Genomic DNA, 17,119 nt, shown 5'->3' with positions numbered 1-17,119 from the left:
TCGCGTTTCGGAGCCTTCAGCAAATGTCCGTCGATTGGAGTGATCCGACTTGGTACAAGGACGTCATCATCTATCAGCTGCACGTCAAAGCCTTTTTTGATTCCAATGGTGACGGGATCGGGGACTTTGCCGGCCTCCTCCAAAAGCTGGACTATATTCAGGATCTCGGCGTCACCGCGATCTGGCTGTTGCCGTTCTATCCGTCGCCTTTGCGCGATGATGGCTATGACATTGCCGATTACGAGGCGGTGAATCCTGCCTATGGGACGATGAAGGATTTCCGGCGCTTCGTACGGGAGGCGCATCGGCGCGGCATTCGCGTGATCACCGAGCTGGTGATCAATCACACCTCGGATCAGCATGCCTGGTTCCAGCGGGCGCGCGTCGCAAAGCCCGGCACGATCGCGCGCGATTTCTACGTGTGGAGCGATACGGACAAGAAGTACCAGGGCACACGCATCATCTTTCTGGATACGGAGACCTCCAACTGGACATGGGATCCGGTGGCGCAGGCCTATTTCTGGCACCGCTTCTATTCACATCAGCCGGATCTCAATTTCGAGAACCCGCGCGTGCTCAGGGAAGTGGTGCGGGTGATGCATTTCTGGCTCGAAATGGGCGTCGATGGCATGCGGCTCGACGCGGTGCCTTATCTTCGGGAGCGGGAGGGTACCAATAACGAGAACCTGCCTGAGACGCATGAGGTGCTGAAGGCGATCAGGAAGGAGGTCGATGCGCATTTTCCCGGCCGCATGCTGCTGGCAGAGGCCAATCAGTGGCCGGAAGACACGCGGCCCTATTTCGGGGATGGCGATGAGTGCCATATGGCATTCCACTTCCCGCTGATGCCGCGGATGTACATGGCGCTCGCGCAAGAAGATCGGCATCCGATCACCGACATCATCGATCAGACACCCGACATTCCCGATAATGCGCAATGGGCGATCTTCCTGCGCAACCATGATGAGCTCACGCTCGAAATGGTGACGGATCGCGAGCGCGACTATCTCTGGAACTATTATGCGGAAGAGCGGCGTGGCCGTATCAATCTGGGAATCCGGCGCCGGCTTGCGACATTGATGGACAATGATCGCCGCAAGATCGAGCTGATGAACGCACTGCTCTTCTCGATGCCTGGCACGCCGGTCATCTATTACGGCGATGAGCTCGGCATGGGCGACAATTTCTTCCTCGGCGACCGCGACGGGGTTCGCACGCCGATGCAATGGTCGTCCGATCGCAATGGCGGTTTCTCGCGTGCGGATCCGCAGCGGCTTTATCTGCCGCCGATCATGGATCCGGTTTATGGCTTCTCCGTTGTGAACGTGGAGGCCCAGCAGGCGAACCGGTCATCGCTGCTCAACTGGATGAAGCGCATCATCTCGGTGCGCAAGCAGCACCCGGCCTTTGGACGCGGAACGATGAGCTTCCTGTTCCCGCGCAACCGCAAGGTTCTCGCCTATCTGCGCCGATACGAGGAGGAGACGATCCTATGCGTGGTAAACCTGTCACGCGCGGCGCAGGCTGTGGAGCTCAATCTGGCGGCATTCAAGGGAGCGGTGCCCATCGAGATGCTAGGCCGTTCACCCTTCCCGCCAATCGGGGATCTGCCATATCTGCTCACCCTCCCGGCCTATGGGTTCTATTGGTTCCACCTGGCGAAAGAGGCGGATCTGCCAGCATGGCATACGCCGTTGCCTGAGCCCGTGCCGGAATTCACCACCATCGTGATCCGCAATCTTGAAACCGACATTACCGGGTTCAAGGCGCGGATCCTCCTGGAGAAGAAGGCGCTGCCCGCCTTCCTGCCGAACCAGCGCTGGTTCGCGGAAAAGGGCTCGGCGGAGCCGGAGATCTCGATCGCCTCAACGGCCCTCATGCAGGGAGCCGAAGAGCCGCACCTGCTCACCCAGCTCACGGTCGTTCCAACGCCGGGAGGCGCGCCACAGCGCTATCTCCTGCCCATCACCATCGCTTGGGGCGAGCAGCATATTTCGCCGGGCGCGCCACTTCTGTCCTACACTATCGCCAAAGTACGCTCAGGCCCGTCGGTCGGCGCGCTGTTCGATTCCTCGCAAAGCGATGATTTCGTCCGCATGGTGGTTGCCGCCATGCGTGAGGGCCGCCGGATTGCGAGCGAGAACGGCGAAATCGTCTTCTCCGCGACCGAACAGCTTCGGGGCCTCGATCTGGCGGAGGTGCCGGAAGTCCGCCGGTTGGGGGCAGAGCAGAGCAACACTTCCGTGCTGCTCGACAACAAGGTCATGCTCAAGCTCTATCGCAAGCTGCAGGAAGGGGTGCAGCCGGACATCGAGGTGGGCCGGTTCCTCACCGAGCGCGCCGCCTTTGCCAATACGCCAGCCTATCTCGGCAGCATCGAACATGTGGATAGCGACGGCCGCCCGACCGTGCTGGGTGCCGCCTATAGCTTCATCCGTAACCAGGGTGACGGCTGGGAGGCGACAGTCGAATGGCTGAAGCGGTTCATCGATGATGAAGCCATGACCCTGGCGGCACGGAACCTCTCGGTCGAGGATGCGAGCATCACGGAAGCGCTGGCGCCTTACCTCGACCGGGCGCGCACCTTGGGGCGGCGAACGGCCGATCTGCACCTTGCCTTCGCAATTGCGACGGATGATCCGGCGTTTACGCCAGAACCGATTGCGGAGAGCGATCTTGCTGAGTGGGTTCAGGCCGTGCACGATCAGCATGCGCGTGCGGTCTCGGCGATCAACACCTTGCCTGAAGGATTGCCTGCCAAGATCAGGGGCTCGGCCGAGCGGATGCTGCAGTCGGGCGAGCTGATTTCGCGGCGGATCGACGAGCTCGCGGCGCGTCCGATCGCTGGCTTCAAGACGCGTGTGCATGGCGACTTCCACCTGGGCCAGGTGCTGGTCGCCCAGAACGACTTCTACATCATCGATTTCGAGGGCGAGCCAGCCCGGCCGGTGGATGAAAGGCGGCGGAAGACATCGCCGCTCAAGGATGTGGCCGGGATGATCCGCTCGTTCGAATATGCGGCGTTCACGGCCATACGCTGGGCGGAGGACGAGCCGGTCACGGATGAGGCGGCGGTGGCGGCGGTGCGGCAATGGAACCGGCAAACCAGCGCGGCGTTTCTCGACGCGTATAAGCAAACCATACGCGCAGCACCGGACAGGCGGGAACTCGAACTTCCCGAGGCGGCGTTCAACAGCCTGCTCGAGCTTTTCCTCTTGGAGAAGGCTCTCTACGAGGTGGCCTATGAGGCGTCGAACCGGCCAAAATGGGTCGACATACCGCTGACGGGGCTCATGCGCATTCTCACGCCCGAGGCGCCTGATGGAGCAAGTGACGCAAAGGACGCCAGTGAGGCCTGATCCTCAAAGCACAGAACGGTATCGCAACGACTGGCGCCCAAGCCGGGGGGCGATCCAGGCCATTGTCGAGGGGCGCCATGGGGATCCCTTCGGCGTCCTGGGCATGCATGGCGGCGAGGATGGTCTGCCTCTCAGCGTGCGCGCCTTTCTGCCCACCGCGCGAGCGGTGGAAGTGCTCGATGAGCAGGGCGCGGCGGTGGCAAACCTTGATCAGCTGCACGAGGCGGGGTTCTTCGCGGGCGAGATCCCCGGCCGGCAGGAGCGGTTTGCGTATCGACTGAAGATCTATTGGCCCGCTGCCGAAGAGATCCGGGAGGATCCCTATCGCTTTCCCACAGCGCTCGGCCCGCTTGACATTCATCTTCTCTGCGAGGGCAGGCATCTGCGGCTCTATGAGGCCTTGGGCGCGCATCGCAAGACGGTCGAGGGTGTCGAGGGTATCTCCTTTGCCGTCTGGGCGCCCAATGCCCGACGCGTGAGCGTGGTTGGCGCGTTCAATCACTGGGATGGGCGCTGCCATCCCATGCGCCTGCATCTCGGTTGCGGCGTGTGGGATATTTTCATTCCCGGGCTTGGGCCTGAGACGCTCTACAAGTACGAGATCATCGGTGCTCATGGGGAGCGGCTGCCGCTCAAGGCGGATCCGGTCGCATTTGCATCGGAGCATCCACCGCACACCGCCTCGAAGGTGGTTGGCGATGTCAGGGTCGAGTGGCATGACGAGGACTGGCTGCAACGCCGTGTGCTGGCACAGGCGCTGGACGCGCCGATTTCCATCTATGAGTGCCATCTGGGCTCATGGGCGCGGGCGGATGGCTGGCGCATGCTCAATTGGGACGAACTCGCGGACCGGCTGATCCCCTATGTGGCCGATATGGGCTTCACCCATATCGAGTGCCTGCCGATTTCCGAGTTTCCGTTCGATGGCTCTTGGGGCTATCAGCCGATCGGCCTGTTTGCTCCGACCAGCCGGTTCGGCAGCCCTGAGGCCTTCGGGCGGTTCATGAACCGGGCCCATGAAGCAGGGATCGGGGTGCTGATCGACTGGGTGCCCGGGCATTTTCCCACAGATGCTCACGGGCTTGGCCGGTTCGATGGCACGGCCCTCTATGAGCATGACGATCCGCGGCAGGGCTTCCACCGCGACTGGAACACGCTCATCTACAATTATGGCCGGCGGGAGGTCGCGAATTTCCTGACGGCGAACGCGCTCTATTGGCTCGACCGCTTCCATGTGGATGGCTTGCGCGTGGATGCGGTCGCTTCGATGCTCTATCTCGATTACAGTCGCAATCCCGGAGAGTGGGTGCCGAATGTGTTCGGCGGCAATGAGAATCTCGAAGCGGTGGCCTTTCTAAAGAGGCTTAACGAAGTGGCGTATGAACGCCACCCCGGGATCGCCATGATCGCGGAGGAGTCGACTGCCTGGCCGGGCGTGTCGCGGCCCGTCTATACCGGTGGCCTTGGCTTCGGCTACAAGTGGAACATGGGCTGGATGCATGACACGCTGGCCTATATGAGCCAAGATCCGATCCATCGGCGGTATCACCAGAACCAGCTCACCTTCGGCCTGCTCTACGCCTTCTCCGAGAATTTCATTCTGCCGCTGTCTCATGACGAGGTGGTGCACGGCAAGGGCTCGCTGCTCGGCAAGATGCCGGGGGACCGCTGGCAGAAGTTCGCCAATCTGCGCGCCTATTTCGGGTTCATGTGGACGCATCCGGGCAAGAAGCTCCTGTTCATGGGCGGCGAATTCGCTCAAGAGAGGGAATGGAGCCACGACCACAGCCTCGACTGGCATTTGCTAGACAATCCCGAGCATCGAGGCGTGCAGCGGCTGGTGCGCGACCTCAACCGGCTCTATCGCCAAGTTCCCGCCCTGCACCAGCGGGACTGTGACCCGCATGGCTTCCAATGGGTCGATGCCTCGGACGCGGAAAACAGCATCATCGCCTATTTGCGGTTGGGGGCGGAGGGGACGAAGCCGTGTCTTGTCGTCTGCAACTTCACGCCCGTGGTCCGGCAGGACTATCGCATCGGCGTGCCGTGTGGCGGTCTGTGGCGTGAGCGGATCAACACGGATGCCCGTGAATATGGCGGGAGCGGGGTTGGAAATGCTGGCGCCGTGATGGCGGATGATGCATCCTGGCACGGGCGGCCCTGTTCTTTGTGTCTTACCCTGCCGCCCCTTGCCACCGTGATCTTCGAGCTGGAATAGCCGCCTTCGCATGCATTATGGGCTCTCGTCCGGCGCCCCGGGCCCGCTGGGTGCCACGTTTGACGGTACCGGCGTCAATTTCGCCCTGTTCTCGGCGCATGCGGAACGGGTGGAGCTGTGCCTGTTCGACGAAACAGGCCAGCAGGAGCTACAGCGGATCACGCTGCCCGAGCGCACCGGGGACATCTGGCATGGCTATCTCGAGGGCGCGTCTGCCGGTCTCATCTATGGCTATCGCGTGCACGGCCCCTATGCCCCGCGTCAAGGCCATCGGTTCAACCCGAACAAGCTGCTGATCGATCCCTATGCCCGGGCATTGAAGGGCAAGCTCCATTGGTGCGACGAGATCCTGGGATACCAGGCGGGACGCAGCGATGCAGATCTCTCGTTCGATCCGCGCGAAAGCGCTCCTTTCGTGCCGAAATCTATGGTCGTTGCGCCGGACCTTTCCGGGCTTGCGCATGCGCGACCGGGCCATGACTGGATTGACACGGTGATCTATGAGGCGCATGTGGTGGGGCTCACGCAGACCCATCCGGCGGTCGCGGCCGATGCCCGGGGCAGTTTTGCCGGAGTGGCATCGCCGCCCATCATCGAGCATCTGCAGAGGATCGGAATCACGGCGATCGAGCTTTTGCCGATCCAGGCCTTCGTGTATGAGCATCCGGTCGCGCGGCGCGGCATGCACAATTATTGGGGCTATAACACGCTGGGCTTCTTCGCACCGCATGTGCCCTATCTCGGCACGGCTCCAAACCCTTATGGCTTCAAGGCCATGGTCGAGCGGCTGCACGAGGCCGGCATCGAGGTCATTCTCGATGTGGTCTATAACCACACGGCGGAAAGCGAGGAGATCGGGCCGACACTCGCCTATCGCGGGCTCGACAATGCCAGCTATTACTGGCTGCGCGAGGATGACCCGCGCTATTACGTAAATGTCACCGGCACCGGCAACAGTTTCAACCTGAAGCATCCCCGTGTGCGCGGGCTGGTGATCGACAGCCTGCGCTATTGGGCCGATGTGATGGGGGTCGACGGTTTCCGCTTCGATCTTGCCACCACCTTGATCCGCGATGGCGATCACTTTGCCACGCCCGGCGGGTTTCTGGACGCGATTGCGGATGATCCGGTGCTGTCGGGCCTCAAGCTCATTGCCGAGCCATGGGATGTCGGGCCGGGTGGCTATAAGGTTGGCGCATTTCCAAACGGCTGGGCCGAGTGGAACGACAAGTTTCGGGATACAGTGCGCGCGTTCTGGCGGGGCGATGAGCGCATTTTGCCGGAGCTTGCCGGCCGGCTGCTCGGGTCGGCCGATCTTTTCGAGCATGATCCCGTGCGGAATTGCACACGCCCCGCCTGGACGAGCGTCAATTTCGTAACCGCCCATGATGGCTTTACGCTGGCCGATCTCGTCTCCTATGAGCGCAAGCACAATGAGGCGAATGGGGAAGGCAATCGCGACGGCACCGACCAGAATTACAGCGCCCATTACGGCGTTGAAGGGCCGACCGATGATCCGGAGATCCGTGCCCTTCGCCTGCGCCAGATGAAGAACATGCTGGCGACCCTGCTGGTCGCGCAGGGCACGCCCATGCTGCTGATGGGCGATGAGCTCGGGCGCAGCCAGGGCGGCAACAACAATGCCTATGTGCAGGATAATGCGACGAGCTGGATCGACTGGCCAAGCCTTGGCGATGAAGCGCACGCATTGACTGCGTTCGTTGAGCAGCTTGCCGGCTTGCGGCGGGCCCACCCACAGCTTCGCTCCGCAGGGTTCAAGCATGGGGCCCAGCTCAGCAACGGCCTGCGCGATGTGGCCTGGCTCAGGCCCGATGGCGAGGTCATGCAGGTCGATCACTGGAATGATCCGGGAAACCGCAGCATGACCGTGATGCTGTGCGCCGAGAATGAACCGTCGCTCGCTCTGATGCTGAATGCGGGGACGGATGCAGTGACATTCAGGTTGCCCGGCAACTCTGATGACGTCTGGCAAGTCCTTGTCAGCACCGCAGAGATCAAAGCGCACCGGTTCAATGCTGGCGAGCCGATCACGCTGGACGCACGCTCACTGCTGCTTGGGGAAAAATCTGCATAAGGCCCTAGCGGGAAAGGATCGAAACCGAGGTCCCCGCCGTTCTCACGGCCATGACAGATCAATTCGCCTATTCATTCCCATTCGGCGCGCAATTGCAGGATGATGGCTCGGTGCTGTTCCGCATCTGGGCGCCAAGCCAGCCCGCCATGTCGGTGATCCATGCGGAGAGCGGCGATCGCGAAGAGATGCAGCAAGAGGTCGGCGGCTGGTTCAGCCTGCGGACCCGCCGCTTCAAGGCCGGAGATGGCTATTTCTTCGGCATGGCCGATGGACGCAAGGTGCCGGATCCCGCCTCACGCTGCCAGCGGGAGGATGTGGATGGTCCGAGCCTGGTAGTCGATCCGCGCGCCTATCGCTGGCGCAATGCGGGATGGGCGGGGCGCCCATGGGAGGAGGTGATGCTCTATGAGCTTCACGTGGGCACGTTCTCACCCGAGGGCACGTTCGAGGGCCTGAGGCAGCGGCTTGATCATTTCGTCGAGCAAGGCTTCACCGCGATCGAGCTCATGCCGGTTGCGGATTTCAGCGGGACACGCGGCTGGGGTTATGATGGTGTCATGCCCTACGCGCCGGACAGGGCCTATGGCTCGCCGGATGATCTCAAGCGTCTGATCGATGAGGCGCATGGGCGCGGGCTGATGGTGTTCCTGGATGTGGTCTATAACCATTTCGGCCCGCTCGGAAACTATCTGCATGACTATGCCGAGGCGTTCTTCGACAAGGATCGCAACACGCCGTGGGGCGCGGGGATAGATTATACGCAGCGTCCCGTGCGTGATTTCTTCATGCACAATGCGCTCTACTGGCTGGAGGAGTTTCGCTTCGACGGCCTCAGGTTCGATGCGGTGGACCAGATCGTGGACCCGTCCGATATCCATTTTCTGGAAGAGATGGCCCTTCACATCCGGCGGCAGATCACGGACCGACATGTGCATCTGGTGCTCGAGAATGACCGCAATATTTCATCGCTCCTTGCCCGAGACGAGGCGCTCAAGCCCAGGCTCTATAACGGGCAATGGAATGATGATTATCACCATGTCATTCATGCTCAGCTGACGGGCGAAACGGACGGTTATTACGAGGATTACAGCGAGGACCGGCTGGGCAAGATCGGTAAGGCTCTCTCGTCGGGCTTCGTCTATCAGGGCGAGAAGTCCGGCTTCAGGGGGGGCAAGATCCGAGGCGAGCCCAGCGGGCATCTGCCGCCATCGGCCTTTGTGGATTTCATCCAGAACCATGATCAGATCGGCAACCGCGCCTTTGGTGACCGGTTGACAACTCTCGCGGAGCCGGCAGCGGTGGAGGCTGCGCTGTCGCTGCTTTTGCTTGCGCCGCAGGTGCCACTTCTGTTCATGGGCGAGGAGTGGGGGGAAACCCGGCCGTTCTGCTTCTTCTGCGATTTCCACGATGAGCTCGCCGATGCGGTGCGGGAAGGGCGGCGCAATGAATTCTCGCGGTTTGCCCGTTTCCAATCCGAAGAAGCACGCGAGCAGATCCCGGATCCGAATGCGCTCGCCACTTTCGAGAATAGCAGACTCGATTGGACAAAGGCCGGGGATGGCGGCGCGCATGAGAGGCGGCTGCAATTCGTGCGCGAGCTCTTAAGCGTGCGGGCCGAGCGGATCGTGCCAATTGCCAGGAAGATCGGTCCCAATGGGGGAACTTTCGATGTCATGGACGGTGTCTTGCGCGTCTCATGGCAAGGCGCGGGCCGGCGGCTTGCGGCCATTGCCAATCTGAGCGGTGAGGAGCGGCCATGGCTGGACATTCCGGGATCTGTTCTGCATGCGGTTCCAAGCACTGCCCAGAGCAGTGGGACGATGCCACCATGGTCCGTCGTTTGGGCCATTGCCGGAGATGACGAGGGATGAGCGAAATCGATCACTTGGCAGAGGCCAATGGCATTGCGCTCACCTATATCTCGGAGAAAGGTGAAAGGCGCGAGGTGTCGCGTGCCGGCGTTGCCGCATTGCTCAAGGCGATGCGGGTCGACATGCAGGCGCTTGCGGGGGAGAGCAGGGCGCCTGAGGATCAGGGACGGCCAAGCACCGAGGATAAGGTGCCAACCTGCTATGTGCCCGAGGTTCTTGAGAACACTCGCCTTTGGGGTATTACCTGCCAGCTCTATGGGTTGCGGTCCTCGCGCAATTGGGGGATTGGCGATTTCGGTGATCTCACTGTGCTGGCCAAGCTGGTGGCGGAGCTTGGGGGCGATTTCGTGGGCCTTTCGCCGCTCCATGCGCTATTTCCCTCAGATCCCGCCCGCTGCAGCCCTTATGCGCCATCGAGCAAGCGGTTTCTGAACCCGCTTTATATCGCGCCGGATCTCGAGCCCGAATATCACGAGATCGGCGCGGTTTCGCCGGAAACGCTGGATCTTCTACGGGCCGAGCCGTTCGTGGATTACCGCAAGGTTGCCGCCGTGAAATGGAATGCGCTCTGCCGCATGTACAGGGCCTTCACCCAAGGGCCAGCCGATCGGCAGCAGGCATTCCGCGCTTTTCGCGAGGAGGGGGGGCCGGCGCTCGCGACCCATTGTCTGTTCGAGGCACTGGCGGAGCATTTCGAGGCGCAGGCAGGCCGGGCCGTCTCCTGGCAGGAGTGGCCCGAGGATTTTCGTTCGCCGGATGCGCCGGGCAGCCGCCGCTTTGCTACGGCGGAAGCAGACCGCATCAGCTATTTCGCCTGGCTGCAATGGCTTGCGGACAGTCAGCTGGCACGAGCGCAGGACGCGGCGAAAAAGTCAGGCATGCGCATCGGTCTCTATGTGGATCTGGCGGTTGGGGTTGCGGCCGACAGTGCCGAGACCTGGGCTGATCCTACTCTCGTTATCGAAGGCGCCTCAATCGGCGCGCCGCCGGACATGCTGAATGCCCGCGGCCAGGACTGGGGGCTCGCGCCGCTGTCACCTGTTGCCCTGAAGGAGCGGGCGTTCGAGCCGCTGAAGCAGGAGCTCAAGGCCAATATGCGCCATGCCGGCGCCGTTCGGCTTGATCATGCCATGGCGCTCACCCGGTTGTTCTGGGTGCCCAAGGGCATGATGCCCACGGAGGGCGCCTATGTGCATTATCCCTTCATCGACATGATCAGGGCAGTGGCGGAAGCGTCCAATGCGCATAAGGCGGTGGTCATTGCGGAGGCGCTCGGCACGGTGCCTGAAGGCTTTACCGGCACGCTGGAGGCTGCACAGGTTCATGCCTATCGCGTGCTGATGTTCGAACGGCTGCGCTGGGGCGGCTTCATCAGCCCCAAGGACTATCCCGCGCATGCGCTGGCCTGCCTCTCGACCCATGACCTTCCGACCATGCGCGGCTGGTGGCGGGGCCATGATATCGAGGTACGGCGAGAGCTTGGCCTGACGCAAGCGGATGAGGCGGCTGAGGAATTCGAGGCCCGGCGGGCGGACCGGCAGCATCTCTGGGATGCGTTGATCGATGCGGACCTCGTCGAGCCCGGCAATGGGCTGCCCGATGACCTGGATGATGAGCTTGCGGCGAAGCTGCATGTCTTCGTTGCCATGACGCCGAGCCGATTGTTCGGCATTCAGATGGAAGATGCGTTGGGGGAGATCGAGCAGGCCAATCTGCCCGGCAATACCGATCCTCACCCGAATTGGCGACGGAAGCTGCCGGTGTTACTTGAAGATCTCGCCAGCCATGACCGTTTCGTTACGACCTGCCGGGCCGTCTGTGCGGAGCGACCACGCCAATGACCAGCGTTCGCGCGACCTATCGCCTGCAATTCAGGAATGGCTTCACCTTCCAATCCGCGGCAGAGATCGCGCCCTATCTGAGACGGCTGGGGGTGAGCCATGTCTATGCCTCGCCGGTCTTTGCTGCGCAGTCGGGCTCGACCCACGGCTATGACGTGACCGACTGCAATGTGTTCGACGAGGCTTTGGGCGGAGAAGCCGGATTCAGGGCGCTCAGTGCGGCGCTGAAGGCGGAAGGTCTCGGGCTCATTCTCGATATCGTGCCGAACCATATGGCCGCATCACCGGAGAATGGCTGGTGGTATGACGTTCTGAAGCACGGACAAGACAGCCGCTATGCCCGTTTCTTCGACATTGACTGGACGCGGTATGAAGGGCGGGTCTTATTGCCGGTGCTCGGCGAAGCCTATGGCACGGTGCTCGCTGACGGTCAGCTTTCGATCGTCAACGAGACGGGCGAGGCGCAAATTGCCTATTATGACAAGCGCTTTCCTCTTTCTGCGGAGACGTCGCGGAGCCTTGATCCACGGCAGGTGAACACAGCGGAAGCCTTGCACAGGCTGCTCGAGGCGCAGCATTATCGGTTGGCGCATTGGCGCATGGCTTCCGACGCGCTCAACTATCGCCGCTTCTTCGATATCAACGACCTCGTTGCGCTGCGCATGGAAGATCCGGAGGTGTTCGATGCAACCCACCGCCTGGTCTTCGACCTGGTACGGGCGGGCGACATTGACGGGCTGCGGCTTGATCATATCGATGGATTGCGCGACCCCGCGACCTATCTCAAGCGGCTGCGTGCGGCGGTCTCTGGGTTGCGGGATGACCCGTTCTACATCGTGGTCGAGAAGATCCTGGAGGGCGATGAGAAGCTGAGGAGCGACTGGCCGGTGGAGGGCACCACGGGCTATGAGTTCGGCCGGTTCGTCACCGCGCTTCAGGTCCATCAGGACGGCTATGCGGCGCTCGACAAGGCCTATCGAGCCTTCACGGGCGATAAGCGCAATTACGGTGCCATCGCGGAGCAGTCAAAGCGGTTCATTCTCGGGCTGAGTTTTGCAACGGAGCTCAATACCCTAGCGCACCGAGCTTATGAGATCGCGCAGCAGGATCCCGCGATGCGCGATGTCTCCGAGCCAGCCTTGCGGCGGGCGCTGACCGAGGTGCTGGTCGCGTTCCCGCAATATCGGACCTATATCAACGAGGAGGGGCTGAGCGAGGAAGACGCGGAGGTTCTGCGCCGGGTCGAGCTTGCCGCAGAAGACGAGATCGGGGCGGAATCCCTGGAGGAGTTGCGTTATGTGATGCGGCTGCTGCGCGGCGAGACACAGGATGGATTCGCTTTCGCCATGGCTTTTCAGCAGGTCTCCGGACCCCTGACCGCGAAATCGCTGGAAGATACCGCTTTCTACCGGTTCGTACCGCTGATTGCCCTCAACGAGGTGGGCGCTGAGCCCGCAGGCCCAACGGTCACGCCGGCCTTGTTCCACGAGGCCAATCGCGAACGGGGCGAGCACTGGCCGCTCTGCATGCTCACCACCAGTTCGCATGACACCAAGCGAGGCGAGGATACGCGTGCGCGCATCGCGGTGCTTGCGGATATCCCGGAGGTGTTCGCCAAGCAGGCTGAACATTGGTGGTCGCTGACTGCGCCGTTCCGGCGGCCACTCGGTTCGCGGCTGGTGCCGCACCCGAAGGAGATCTGGCTCTATTACCAGATGCTGCTCGGCATATGGCCAGTGTCCGGGGCGCCCGATCTAGCCTCGTTGCGAGAGCGTATGCGCGGGTTCATGTCCAAGGCATTGCGCGAGGCCAAGGAATATACGCGATGGACGGACCCGACCCAGTCGCATGAGGAGGCGATGTTCGCCTTTATCGACGCGACGCTCGATCCGGAGCGCTCGGGTGCCTTCATCGCGGGTATGGCGGCCATGGCCAATCGGATCGCAGCAGCAGGGGCCATCAATGGATTGGCCCAAGTGGTGCTCAAGCTCACGTCGCCGGGCGTGCCCGATATCTATCAGGGGGCCGAGTGGTGGGATCAGAGCATGGTCGACCCCGACAACCGGCGGCCGGTTGACTTCGAGGCGCGCGCTCGGGCCCTGGCGGAACTTGCCGATGAAGAGCCGATCGATATCAGGGACTGGCGCTCGGGGCGGGTGAAGCAAGCAATCGTGGCAAGACTGCTTGGTTTGCGTGCGCAGGATCCTGATCTGTTTGCAAGCGGCGACTATGTTCCCTTGCAGGTCGAGGGCAGCAATGCCCGGCACGTTCTCGCCTATGGGCGGGTCAGCCAAGATCGCGCTCTGCTGGTCGTCATCGCCCGGCACCCGCTGGTTCTGGCGTCCGAACTCCTGGAGCCGGTGTTGCCGGCCGAGCTATGGGCGGATACGCGGATCACCCTGGCGGACGGGCTCAGCGATGGGCGCTGGCATGATCTCTTCACGCAAGGGATCATCGAAGGCGCGGGTGAGCTGCTGGTGAGCAAGCTGCTCGCTCAGTTGCCGGTGGCGGCGCTCAGAGTGGGATGACCCCGGCCTTATCCTGCGGTTCAGGCGGACTCGACGGTTGCCGGGGATATGGTGGCGAGCTGAGGAAGCGCCGCGGTCAATGCCAGTTCATCACGGGTGCCGGTCGCGTCGAGTACAACCTCGATACCTGCGACGGCCCGGCCGAGGCTTTCGCTTACATTATATCCGTTCAGCAAGTGACCAAGGGTGAGGCTCGACAGGAGATCACCGGTGCCCTGCGGCACTTGCGGCCGGCGCCGAGTATGGGCGGCCAGCACCCTGTCTGAAGTGATCAGCAGGTTGGACAGCACGCCTTCCCTCTGTGTGAAGGAGGTGACGATGATCTCCGGTGTCGGCAGGCGGGCAGCTGCCGTGCGCGCCTGGGCAAGATTCTCAACCTCCATTCCGGCCAGCCAGGACAGCTCGAACCGGTTCGGCGCGATGATATCGGCCAGCGGCAGCAGCCGGTCGCGAATGGCCTCGGCCACAGGCAAAGGCACGTAGAGGCCGCGAGGATCATCGCCGATAATGGGATCGATGAAGGTCTTGAGGGCGGGCTTCTTGCGCTTCAGGCTCTCGATGTGTCGAGCGGTGACCGCAACCTGGCCCGGGTCCCGGAAATAGCCGGCAAAAACTGCATCAAGCTCGTCAAGCCAGCCGAATTCGGCAAGCCTCGAGAGCATGGCGTCGAGATCGTCCGGCTTGATCGCAGTCGCTGCGGTTGCGCCATGGGCTGGATGATTGGACAGAATGATGGTCGGCAGCGGCCAGACCTCATGACCGAGCGCGCGCAGTGCCGGAACAGCCGCCGAATTGCCCACATGCCCACGGACGACCTGAGATGATATGGAAAGAATGCGGGCTATGTTGGATGCTCCGATTCACTTAACGCCAAGGGAAATTACTGTTAGTAAGCCCCGCGCCCATATCGGGTAAAGCCACAACCATCGCAAGCAGGATCGCCCAGGACCAACATGGCAGAGATCGAATATCAGGGTTACAAATACACCGTCAGTGGTCGTGGGCGGAATCGCTGGCATTGGGCCGTCTACAAGCCCGGAGCCGGGGCACCGGTCACGGCGGGGGTGGTGGACGGTGCCAATCACAAGGCCGACGAAGCTGCCCGCCGCGCGATCGAACGGCTGATCAAGAAGGCGTAATCGGGCATATCCTGAAGCGGCCTGATCTCAGGCCGCCTCGGTTTCCCGGCTCAGCACCAGCTCGACGATCTCGTCCATGATGGCATTGAGGGCGAAGTCCTTGGGCGTGTAGACGCTGCGGACCCCGCATTGCTTGAGGACATAGACATCCTCGGTGGGGATGATGCCGCCCACCACAACCGGCACGTCGCCGAGACCGGCATTGCGGAGCCGGTTCATGACGTCGCGCACGAGCGGCACATGGCTGCCGGACAGGATCGAGAGCCCGATGACATGGGGCCGCTCGCACTGGGCGCTGTCGACGATCTCGGCCGGGGTCAGCCGAATCCCGTCGTAGATCACCTCCATGCCGCATTCGCGGGCGCGCACCGCAACCTGCTCGGCACCGTTCGAATGGCCATCGAGCCCGGGCTTGCCGACCAGCAACTTCATCTGCTCGCCAAGCCGGCGGGATGCTTCCGCCACTTTCTCGCGAATGGCGGCAATGTCCCGCTCTTGAGCTGGGATGATCACGCTGAAACCAGTGACGCCGGTTGGGGCGCGATATTGACCGAAGACATTCCGCAGGGTCTCGCCCCATTCACCGGTGGTCACGCCCGCTTTGGCGGCTGCAATCGAAGGCTCCATGATATCGCGGCCTTCCGTGGCGGCTGCCCGCAACTCTGCCAGGGCCGATGCGACGGCGCGCTCATCGCGTTTGGCGCGCCACGCCTTCAGGCTATCTATGGCTTCCAGTTCGATCGATTCCGGCACCGTCAGAATGTTACCGTCGCTCGCAGATAGCGGCGATGGCTCGCTGGCGGTGAAGGCATTGACGCCGACAACGGTCCGCTCGCCGGCCTCGATCGTCTGCAAGCGGCTCGCGTTGGACTTCACCAGCTCCTGCTTCATGTAGCCGGTTTCGATGGCGGCAATCGCGCCACCCATGGCTTCGACGCGGGCGAGCTCTTCCCGCACAGCCTGCTTGATCTCGTCCGTCTTGCGGGCGATCTCGGTCGAGCCATCGAATATGTCGCCGAATTCGAGGAGGTCGGTCTCGAAGGCCAGAACCTGCTGCATGCGCAGCGACCATTGCTGGTCCCACGGCCGGGGCAGGCCGAGCGCCTCGTTCCAGGCCGGCAATTGCACCGCGCGGGCACGGGCGTTCTTGGAGAGGGTGACGGCCAGCATTTCCAGCAGAATACGGTAGACGTTATTCTCCGGCTGCTGCTCCGTCAGCCCCAGCGAATTCACCTGCACGCCGTAGCGGAAACGGCGGAAGCGCTCGTCAGTGACGCCGTAGCGGTTGAGGCAGATCTCGTCCCACAGTTCGGCGAAGGCCCGCAGCTTGCAGATTTCGGTGATGAAGCGAATGCCTGCATTGACGAAGAACGAGATGCGGCCGACGAGCTGGGGGAAATCGGTTTCGCTGACCGTGCCCGAGCCCTTGACGCCGTCCAGGATCTCCTGGGCGGTTGCGAGGGCATAGGCCACTTCCTGAACAGGCGTCGCGCCTGCCTCCTGCAAATGGTAGGAGCAGACATTGGTCGGATTCCACTTGGGGGTCTCGCGATAGGCCCAGGTGATCACGTCATTGGTGAGCCTGAGGGAAGGCGCGGGCGGGAAGACATAGGTGCCGCGCGACAGGTATTCCTTGACGATGTCGTTCTGGGTGGTGCCGGAGAGGGTCTTGCGATTGACACCCTGCTCATCCGCCAAGGCCACATAGAGCGCCAGAAGCCAAGGCGCCGTGGCATTGATGGTCATGGAGGTGTTCATCTTGTCGAGCGGAATACCGTCGAGCAGGCGCCGCATATCGCCAAGATGCATGATGGGCACGCCAACCTTGCCGACTTCCCCGCGAGCAAGAACATGGTCGGCGTCATAGCCGGTCTGGGTCGGCAGATCGAAGGCAATCGACAGGCCGGTCTGTCCTTTTTCCAGGTTCTTACGGTAGAGGGCATTGGACGCCTCAGCCGAGGAATGGCCGGCATAGGTCCTGAAAATCCACGGCTTATCTCGCTCCTGGGGGGACGAAGACCTGTCGGACATGGCAGTTTCCTCCGATTGGGCCTGTATCACAGCATGG

The 17,119-nt window shown here is 62.2% G+C and carries 9 protein-coding genes; 7 read left to right on the top strand and 2 right to left on the bottom strand.

Going from position 1 to position 17,119, the window contains the following annotated elements; all coding sequences use genetic code 11:
• The first annotated feature begins 23 nt into the window (after window positions 1–23).
• The 6 genes from treS to treY are packed head-to-tail and all read left to right on the top strand — an operon-like array spanning window position 24 to window position 13,912.
• Window positions 24–3,359, top strand: a complete 3,336-nt coding sequence (gene treS / locus RCF49_RS09055; protein WP_342643698.1) for a maltose alpha-D-glucosyltransferase — start codon at window positions 24–26, stop codon at window positions 3,357–3,359.
• Window positions 3,322–5,577, top strand: coding sequence for a 1,4-alpha-glucan branching protein GlgB (gene glgB / locus RCF49_RS09050; protein WP_342643697.1), 2,256 nt, complete (start codon window positions 3,322–3,324; stop codon window positions 5,575–5,577). Before treS ends, glgB begins: the two co-directional genes overlap by 38 nt.
• A 10-nt stretch (window positions 5,578–5,587) precedes the next feature.
• Complete coding sequence (gene glgX, locus RCF49_RS09045; RefSeq protein WP_342643696.1) at window positions 5,588–7,672, top strand: glycogen debranching protein GlgX; 2,085 nt, start codon at window positions 5,588–5,590, stop codon at window positions 7,670–7,672.
• Window positions 7,673–7,722: 50 nt separating this feature from the next.
• A complete protein-coding gene (gene treZ / locus RCF49_RS09040; protein WP_342643695.1) occupies window positions 7,723–9,543 on the top strand; it encodes a malto-oligosyltrehalose trehalohydrolase in 1,821 nt (606 codons plus the stop codon).
• The gene (gene malQ / locus RCF49_RS09035) at window positions 9,540–11,384 is read left to right on the top strand and encodes a 4-alpha-glucanotransferase (protein WP_342643694.1); all 1,845 of its coding nucleotides are present in this window, start codon (window positions 9,540–9,542) and stop codon (window positions 11,382–11,384) included. The genes treZ and malQ overlap by 4 nt, the downstream gene beginning before the upstream one ends.
• The gene (treY, locus tag RCF49_RS09030; RefSeq protein WP_342643693.1) at window positions 11,381–13,912 is read left to right on the top strand and encodes a malto-oligosyltrehalose synthase; all 2,532 of its coding nucleotides are present in this window, start codon (window positions 11,381–11,383) and stop codon (window positions 13,910–13,912) included. The genes malQ and treY overlap by 4 nt, the downstream gene beginning before the upstream one ends.
• A gap of 20 nt (window positions 13,913–13,932) precedes the next feature.
• Here treY and pdxY read toward each other — a convergent pair whose 3' ends face one another.
• Window positions 13,933–14,739, bottom strand: a complete 807-nt coding sequence (pdxY, locus tag RCF49_RS09025) for a pyridoxal kinase (RefSeq protein ID WP_342644163.1) — start codon at window positions 14,737–14,739, stop codon at window positions 13,933–13,935.
• A 126-nt stretch (window positions 14,740–14,865) separates the two neighbouring features.
• On the opposite strand from pdxY, the gene RCF49_RS09020 reads away from it, so the two are divergent.
• Window positions 14,866–15,051 carry a hypothetical protein gene (locus RCF49_RS09020; protein ID WP_342643692.1) on the top strand — a complete coding sequence of 62 codons (186 nt, stop codon included), beginning with the start codon at window positions 14,866–14,868 and terminating at the stop codon, window positions 15,049–15,051.
• A 27-nt stretch (window positions 15,052–15,078) separates the two neighbouring features.
• On the opposite strand, the gene RCF49_RS09015 is transcribed toward RCF49_RS09020, so the two are convergent.
• On the bottom strand, window positions 15,079–17,082 hold the full coding sequence (locus RCF49_RS09015; protein WP_342643691.1) for a methylmalonyl-CoA mutase family protein: 2,004 nt from the start codon (window positions 17,080–17,082) through the stop codon (window positions 15,079–15,081).
• Window positions 17,083–17,119 lie beyond the last annotated feature (37 nt).

Origin of the sequence: Rhodoligotrophos sp. CJ14 (assembly GCF_038811545.1) — a bacterium.
Taxonomy (GTDB): domain Bacteria; phylum Pseudomonadota; class Alphaproteobacteria; order Rhizobiales; family Im1; genus Rhodoligotrophos; species Rhodoligotrophos ferricapiens.
The sequence above is the reverse complement of the archived record's forward strand: the minus strand, read 5'-3'. Positions and strand labels throughout refer to the sequence as shown.